This window comes from Pseudomonas sp. SDO5522_S412, from assembly GCF_054071215.1.
On record NZ_JBSVWQ010000261.1, the window covers coordinates 1 to 7268 of the forward strand.

Sequence of the window (7268 nt, forward strand, 5' to 3'; positions counted from 1 at the left end):
CCTTCGCGAGCAAGCCCGCTCCCACATTTGGACCGTGCCCGCTTTTGATTTGGCTTTTTGCTCTACAACACTCAAGCCGGCCGGTAGGTCGCTGTAAGAGCAGAACCGTCAGCGGCCGTTACCGCAGCAATGGATATGTACGCAACCCCGACGCGCTAAATCGACAACCCCTTGAAGTGCTCCTGTAAAAACTCTACACACGCCCGCAACTTCCCGGAGTAGGCCAGCCGCGTCGGGTACACCGCCCACACGTTGGCGCTCTGGGTGTAGTCGTGCAGCACCTGCACCAGTTTCCCTTGCTCCAGCAGCGGCTTCACATCCCACATCGAACGCAGCAACACGCCGCGCCCGTCCAGGGCCCATTGCAAGACGATCTCGCCGTTATTCGACGACAACGGCCCGCGCACGCGCACGCTGTCCTGCACGCCATCGCGCTCCAGGTGCCAGATGCCAAACGCGTTGTCGCGCTCCTTGAGCACCAGGCAGTCGTGCTGTTCCAGGTCGCTCAAGTGCTGCGGCACACCACGGCGTTCGAGGTAGGCGGGCGCCGCACACAGCACCCGCCGGTTACTCACCAGCCGGCGACCGATGTGTTGCCCGGGGATGTCGTCGCCCACGCGAATCTCCAGGTCGAAACCCTCGCTGACGATATCCACCACCCGGTCGAACAGGTCCAGGCGAATCTCCAGGTCCGGGTATTGTTCGGCCAATAGCGACAAGGCCGGTGCCACATGGTTACGGCCGAAACCGAAGCTGCTGCACAAATGCAGGTGGCCACGCGGGCTGTCGTGGGCGTCGGAAAGCTCGTCGGACAACTGCTGGAAGTCTTCGAGAATCCGCACGGCCCAGCGCTGCACACGCTCGCCATCTTCGGTCAGGGCGATACGGCGGCTGGTGCGGTGCAGCAGGCGGGTGGCGAGGGTGGTTTCGAGAATCTGGATACGCTTGCTGACGTAGGCCGGGGACAAACCCAGCTCGTCGGCAGCCGCAGCAAAGCCGGCCTTGCGGATCACGGTCAGGAATACCCGCAGGTCTTCAGGTAGGGGCACGGTATCTTTCTTGTTGTTCATCAGAAACAGGCATGGCGGCATGAACCGCCAGAATAGCACCGGTGTGGCGAAGGAGTTTCTGTGGTGAGGGAGCTTGCTGTGGCAAGGGAGCTTCTGTGGTGAGGGAGCTTGCTGTGGCGAGGGAGCTTGCTCCCGCTGGAGTGCGTAGCGCTCCCAAAGCTCTTGGGGCCGCGACTCGGCCCAGCGGGAGCAAGCTCCCTCGCCACAGGGGATTGGTGTTTAAGGGTTACTCGGCGGCGATCTTCGCCTGGGCGGCGGCCCGTGCGTGGCGGCCGTGCTTGAGGGCGATGGGCGCCATTTTCTCGCGATCCAGTTCACCTTCCCAGGCCGCCACCACCAGCGCCGCCACGGCATTGCCGATGATGTTGGTCAGTGAGCGGCATTCAGCCATGAACCGGTCCACACCCAGGATCAGCACCATCGCCGCCACCGGCACCGTCGGCACCACCGCGAGGCTGGCGGCCAGCGCGACAAAACCTGCGCCCACCACCGCACCGGCGCCTTTTGAGGTAAGCATCGCCACCGCCAGCAGGGTCAGTTGTTGCTCCAGCGTCAGGTCGATATTGGTCGCCTGGGCCAGGAACAGCACCGCCAGGGTCATATAGATGTTGGTGCCGTCCAGGTTGAAGGTGTAGCCGGTGGGCACCACGATCCCCACCACGCCTTTGGACGCGCCAAGGCTTTCAAGTTTCTGGATCAGTTGCGGCAGGGCCGATTCGGAGGAGCTGGTGCCCAGCACGATCAACAGTTCAGCCTTGATGTAGGTCAGCAGCTTGAAGATGCTGAACCCCACATACCGGGCGATGCTGCCCAGCACCACGGCGACGAAGAAAAACGCGGTGACATAGAACGTGCCCACCAGTTTCAACAGCGGCAGCAGCGAGCCCAGGCCGTATTTGCCGATGGTGAAGGCGATGGCCCCGAAGGCCCCGATCGGCGCGACGCGGCTGATCATCCCGACGATGCGGAAGAACACTTCGCTGGCCTGGTTGATCACGCCGACCAGGGGCCGGCCCTTCTCGCCGATCATCACCAGCCCGAGGCCAAACAGCACCGACACAAACAGTACCGGGAGGATTTCGCCTTTGGAGAAGGCGTCGAAGAAGGTAGTGGGGATCACATGCATCAGGAACCCGGTGACGCCTTCGCCGTGTTCGGCCTGGCCGACAAAACCGGCGATGGCGGAGGTGTCGAGGGTCTTCACGTCGATATTGAAACCCACGCCGGGGTGCAGCAGGTGCGCGGCGAGGATGCCGATTACCAGGGCGATGCTGGAGACAATCTCAAAGTACAGCAGCGCCTTGCCGCCGACGCGGCCCACCTGCTTCACGTCGTGCATGCTGGTGATGCCGGAGACCACGGTGCAGAAGATGATCGGGCCGATGATCATCTTGATCAGCTTGATAAACCCGTCGCCCAACGGCTTGAGGTCGATGCCCACCTGAGGCCAGTGGTTGCCGATCAACACGCCCAGCACAATGGCGATGATCACCTGCACATACAGGGTTCCCAGCAGTTTTCTGATTGTCATTTTTATTATCTCGAGACGTTTTTTGGGCAAGCAGATCCCGTCGCAGGCTGTTTCAAGCCTGCGGGGCGGGATCGGTCAGGTCAGCGGTTCATAAAGGCTCAGCGAAGGAAGGTCAGGACTTCGCCGAGCAGCACTTCAGGGATTTCTTCTGCGATGTAGTGGCCGGCCGGCAGGGCCTTGCCACGTACGTCGGTCGCGACTTTCTGCCATTCCTTGAGGGGTTCGAAGCAGCGCCCGACGGTGCCTTCGGCGCCCCACATCACCAGCAGCGGCAACTCCAGGTGGTTGCCCTTGTCGATATCGGCGCGGTCGTGCTCAAGGTCGATGCCAGCGGCGGCGCGATAGTCCTCGCAGATCCCGGTGGCGGTGCCGGGCAGTTTCAGGCAACGCAGGTATTCGGCGAAGGCTTCATCGGTGAACGGCTTGAGCCCGGCACTGCGGCTGCCCATGACGCTGCGCAGGTAGAGTTCCGGGTTGCCTTCAATCAGGCTCTCGGGCAACGGCGCCGGGCGGATCAGGAAGAACCAGTGCCAGTAGGCGCGGGCAAAGGCTTCGTCGGTCTGGGCGTACATGGACAGGGTTGGTGCGATGTCCAGCAGCACCATGCGCTGCACGGCCTTGGGGTGGTCCAGGGCCAGGCGATGGGCGACGCGGGCGCCACGGTCGTGGGCCAGCACCGAGAACTCGTCGAAGCCCAGGGCTTTCATCAGCTCGACGCCGTCGCGGGCCATTTCACGTTTTGAATAATTGGTGTGATGGTCAATGGCGGCGGGCTTGCTGCTGTCGCCATAACCGCGCAGGTCGGCGGCGACCACGGTGAAGTGTTCGGCCAGTTGCTCGGCGACCTTGTGCCAGATGACGTGGGTCTGCGGGTGCCCGTGCAGCAGGAGCAGGCCGGGACCCGCGCCGCCTTTGCGGTAGCTGATGTCCACACCGTTGACGTGGCGCTGGTCTTTTTGGAATCCGGCGAACATGGAATGACTCCTTGTGATGATTGCTTGCATCCTGAAATCACACGGCGCCCGGGGCAAGGGGGAAAGCGTGGAGGGGTTGTTCATGAAGTGTGTTGAAGCCCGATCTTTCAGGCAGTGCAGGTCAACGGTGGGAGCTGGCTTGCCTGCGATGCAGGCAACTCGGTGTATGAGTCGCACCGAGGTGATGCCATCCCAGGCAAGCCAGTTCCTACCGTTGGGTTGTGTCGCCCAGGCGACTTCATCCTTGCTTGAACAACGCCTCGGCCCGCTGGCGAACTTGCGCCTCGGTCAAGTCCTCCTTGCGCGTGGCCAGGAACCACACATGCCCGAAGGGGTCTTTCAGCGTCCCGGAACGGTCACCGTAGAACTGATCCTTGGGTTCTGAAATCGCCGTGCCGCCGGCCTTGATGGCCTGGGCGAACTGTTGGTCGACATCTTGCACATAGAGATGCAGGCACACGCTGGGGTGTTCTTTTCCCGGGCTGCCGAACGACATTTCGCCACAGGGCGAGGCCATCATGATCGCCGAATCGCCAATGCGCAGTTCGGCATGGCCGATCTTGCCGTCGGGCATGTCCAGGCGCATGACTTCGGTGGCACCAAAGGCTCGTTTGTAGAACTCGATGGCTTCAGCGGCTTTGTCGATGCCCAGGTACGGCGTGATGCTGTGGTAGCCCTCGGGAATGGGTTTAACGCTCATATCGTTCTCCTTGATGGTGGTTGTGGAGGGACGGCTTTTTCACTATAGGCCACGTGCGCCGTGGCTTGCGGGCAGCCGACGAGGTGTTGCCCAGGCAACAGCAAACCGGCAGTTTGCTGCGCCAAGGGCGGTCTGCCGCGCGTATATCGGGAGCAAACCCTTGTGTTTGAAGGCCAGGCGCCTCAGGCACAGAAGCTGCAATGCCTCTGGCAAACCATTCGCCCGAGAGCGTTGTATGTCTGTACTGCCTGTATCTGCCGATTACCCGATTCACACGCCCCACGCCGAGTTGATCCGCGACGAGGCCCACGCACTGGCCGTTGCCCGCCGAGTCGCTGCCGTGTTGCTGGAACAGGACGCCGAGCGCGATCGCACCCGCCAGGTGCCTGCGGAGGTCGTCGACCTGTATTCCAACAGCGGTCTGTGGGGCATCAGCGTGCCCCGCGAGTTTGGTGGTGCCCAGGTGTCATACGCGGTGTTGGCCCAGGTGATTGCGATTATCTCGGCGGCCGACCCTTCGCTGGGGCAAATCCCGCAGAACCATTACTGCCTGCTGGAAGATATCCGCCTGCAAGGCACGCCCGAGCAGCAGGCGTACTTTTTTGGCCTGGCGCTGGAAGGGCATCGGTTTGCCAATGCGCTGTCGGAAACCGGCGGCAAGAACGTCCAGGACATCCAGGCGACCATTCGCCGGCAAGGCGATGGCTATGTGATCAACGGTCGCAAGGGTTATTGCACCGGTTCGCTGTATGCCCACTGGCTGGCGGTGCTGGCGCTGGATGAACAGCAAAATGCGCAATTGGCGTTCGTGCCGCGCGGCACTGAAGGCCTGGTGGTGGTCGACGACTGGGACAGCATGGGCCAACGCACCACCTCCAGCGGCACGGTGCTGGCCGAAGGCTTGAAGGTGCCGGCGTTCAATCTGTTTCCTACCCATCGCTCCTACGATTCGCCGACCCTGGCCGGGCCTTTCGCCCAATTGACCACCGCCGCCATCGACGCCGGCATCGCCCGTGCCGCGTTGCGTGACACGGTGCAGTTCGTCCGGCAATTCGCCCGTCCATGGATCGATGCCGGGGTGGAAAACGCCAGTGAAGACCCGCTGACTATCATCCAGGTCGGCGCGCTGGATATTCGCCTGGAAGCGGCGGAAGCCTTGTTGGAGCGGGCCGGCAAGGCTCTGGACGCCGCGCGCCCGGCACCCGATGAAGACAACGTTGCCCACGCCTCCCTGGCTGTCGCGCGAGCCAAGGTACTGACCACTGAAATCGCCATTGAAGCCAGCAACAAGCTCTTCGAACTCGGCGGCACCCGCTCCACCCTGAAGAAGCACAACTTCGACCGTCACTGGCGCAATGCACGGGTGCATACCCTGCATGACCCGGTGCGCTGGAAGTATCACGTGGTGGGCAACTGGCTGCTCAACGGCGCCAAGCCACCGCGTCACGATTGGTCCTGAACCATGGCCGAGCTGTTTAAAAACATCTATTGGGCCGACATCGGCCAAGCCTGCCTGGAAACCCTGAGCATGCTCAGCGCGGCCCTGGGTTTTACCGTGCTGCTGGGGTTGCCGCTGGGGGTGCTGTTGTTCCTCACCGGCAAGCGCCAGTTGCACGAAACCCTGGTGGTGTATCGGGCGCTGTCGGTGGTGGTCAACGTGCTGCGCTCGCTGCCGTTCATCATCCTGCTGATTGTGCTGATCCCGGTGACCACCTTGCTGGTGGGCACCTCCCTGGGCGTGGCCGGTACGATTCCGCCGTTGGTGGTGGGCTGTACGCCGTTCTTTGCGCGGCTGGTGGAAACCGCCTTGCGCGAAGTCGACCGTGGCGTGGTGGAGGCCACCCAATCCATGGGCGCCAGCACCTGGCAGGTGATCCGCCACACGCTGTTGCCGGAAGCCCGGGGCGGGCTGCTGGCAGCGGTCACTGTCACCGCGATTGTGCTGGTGGACTACACCGCCATGGCCGGGGTGATCGGTGGCGGTGGCCTGGGCGACCTGGCTATCCGCTACGGCTATCAGCGTTTCCAGACCGACGTGATGGTGGTCACCGTGTTGCTGCTGTTGGTGCTGGTGCAGGCCCTGCAGATGACCGGTGACCGTTTGGTGGCGCATTACAGCCGCCGTTGATTCCTATAACTAATGCCTTCGGAGCAACCATGAAAAAATCCCTGGCCATCTTGGCCGCTGTCTTGTCCTTCAATGCCTTTGCCAACGAGACGCTGGTCGTCGGCGCCACGCCCGTGCCTCACGCCGAGATCCTCGAGTTCGTAAAGCCGGTGCTGGCCAAGGAAGGTGTGGACCTGCAAATCAAGGTCTTCACCGATTTCATCCAGCCCAACCAGCAACTGGCGCTGAAGAACATCGACGCCAACTACTACCAGTACCGGCCATTCCTGGATGACTACAACAAGACCCGGAATACCAACCTGGTGCCGGTGGTCGGTGTGCACATCGAGCCTTTCGGCGCGTACTCGACCAAGATCAAAAATATCTCGGAGTTGAAAGACGGCGCGACAGTGTCGATCCCCAACGACCCGGTCAACACTGGCCGCGCCTTGGTGCTGCTGGACGAAGCCGGCCTGATCAAGCTCAAGGACCCGAGCAACACCCTTGCCACGCCGCGGGATATCGTTGAAAACCCCAAGCACCTGAAAATTCGTGAACTGGAAGGTGCGTTGCTGGCCCGCTCGGTGAGCCAGGTGGACCTGGCGTTCGTGTTTGCCAACTACGCCCTGGAAGCGGGGATCGACACCAACAGCGCGTTGATCGTCGAGAAGGGCAAGAGCCTGTACGTGGAGTACCTGGTCGCGCGCCCGGACAACATCAATGACCCTGGCATCCAGAAACTGGCCAAGGCGTTGAACTCCGATGAAGTGCGCCAGTTCATCCTGACCCGCTATAAAGGCCAGATTGCCCCGGGATTCTAAGTCTGACGGCGATCAAAATGTGGGAGCGGGCTTGTGTGGGAGCGGGCTTGCTCGCGAAGGCGGTG

At 62.1% G+C, this 7268-nt stretch carries 7 protein-coding genes; 3 read left to right on the forward strand and 4 right to left on the reverse strand.

The features are described 5' to 3' along the window. Positions 1-155 precede the first annotated feature (155 nt). The 4 genes from ACW9I6_RS28840 to ACW9I6_RS28855 form a co-directional block, all read right to left on the reverse strand. Complete coding sequence (locus tag ACW9I6_RS28840; RefSeq protein ID WP_173883068.1) at positions 156-1070, reverse strand: LysR substrate-binding domain-containing protein; 915 nt, start codon at positions 1068-1070, stop codon at positions 156-158. 226 nt (positions 1071-1296) lie between these two features. Continuing rightward, a complete protein-coding gene (dctA, locus tag ACW9I6_RS28845) occupies positions 1297-2601 on the reverse strand; it encodes a C4-dicarboxylate transporter DctA (protein WP_003207293.1) in 1305 nt (434 codons plus the stop codon). A 98-nt stretch (positions 2602-2699) separates the two neighbouring features. Continuing rightward, positions 2700-3575, reverse strand: coding sequence for an alpha/beta fold hydrolase (locus ACW9I6_RS28850; protein WP_008430843.1), 876 nt, complete (start codon positions 3573-3575; stop codon positions 2700-2702). A gap of 238 nt (positions 3576-3813) precedes the next feature. Then, the gene (locus ACW9I6_RS28855; protein WP_003210114.1) at positions 3814-4275 is read right to left on the reverse strand and encodes a VOC family protein; all 462 of its coding nucleotides are present in this window, start codon (positions 4273-4275) and stop codon (positions 3814-3816) included. 235 nt (positions 4276-4510) lie between these two features. On the opposite strand from ACW9I6_RS28855, the gene ACW9I6_RS28860 reads away from it, so the two are divergent. The 3 genes from ACW9I6_RS28860 to ACW9I6_RS28870 are packed head-to-tail and all read left to right on the forward strand — an operon-like array spanning position 4511 to position 7203. Next, entirely contained in the window at positions 4511-5734 is a 1224-nt protein-coding gene (locus tag ACW9I6_RS28860) for an SfnB family sulfur acquisition oxidoreductase (RefSeq protein WP_003210116.1), read from the forward strand. A gap of 3 nt (positions 5735-5737) precedes the next feature. Further along, entirely contained in the window at positions 5738-6403 is a 666-nt protein-coding gene (locus ACW9I6_RS28865) for a methionine ABC transporter permease (protein WP_008430846.1), read from the forward strand. A 29-nt stretch (positions 6404-6432) separates the two neighbouring features. Further along, a complete protein-coding gene (locus tag ACW9I6_RS28870; RefSeq protein WP_003210120.1) occupies positions 6433-7203 on the forward strand; it encodes a MetQ/NlpA family ABC transporter substrate-binding protein in 771 nt (256 codons plus the stop codon). Positions 7204-7268: the final 65 nt, after the last annotated feature.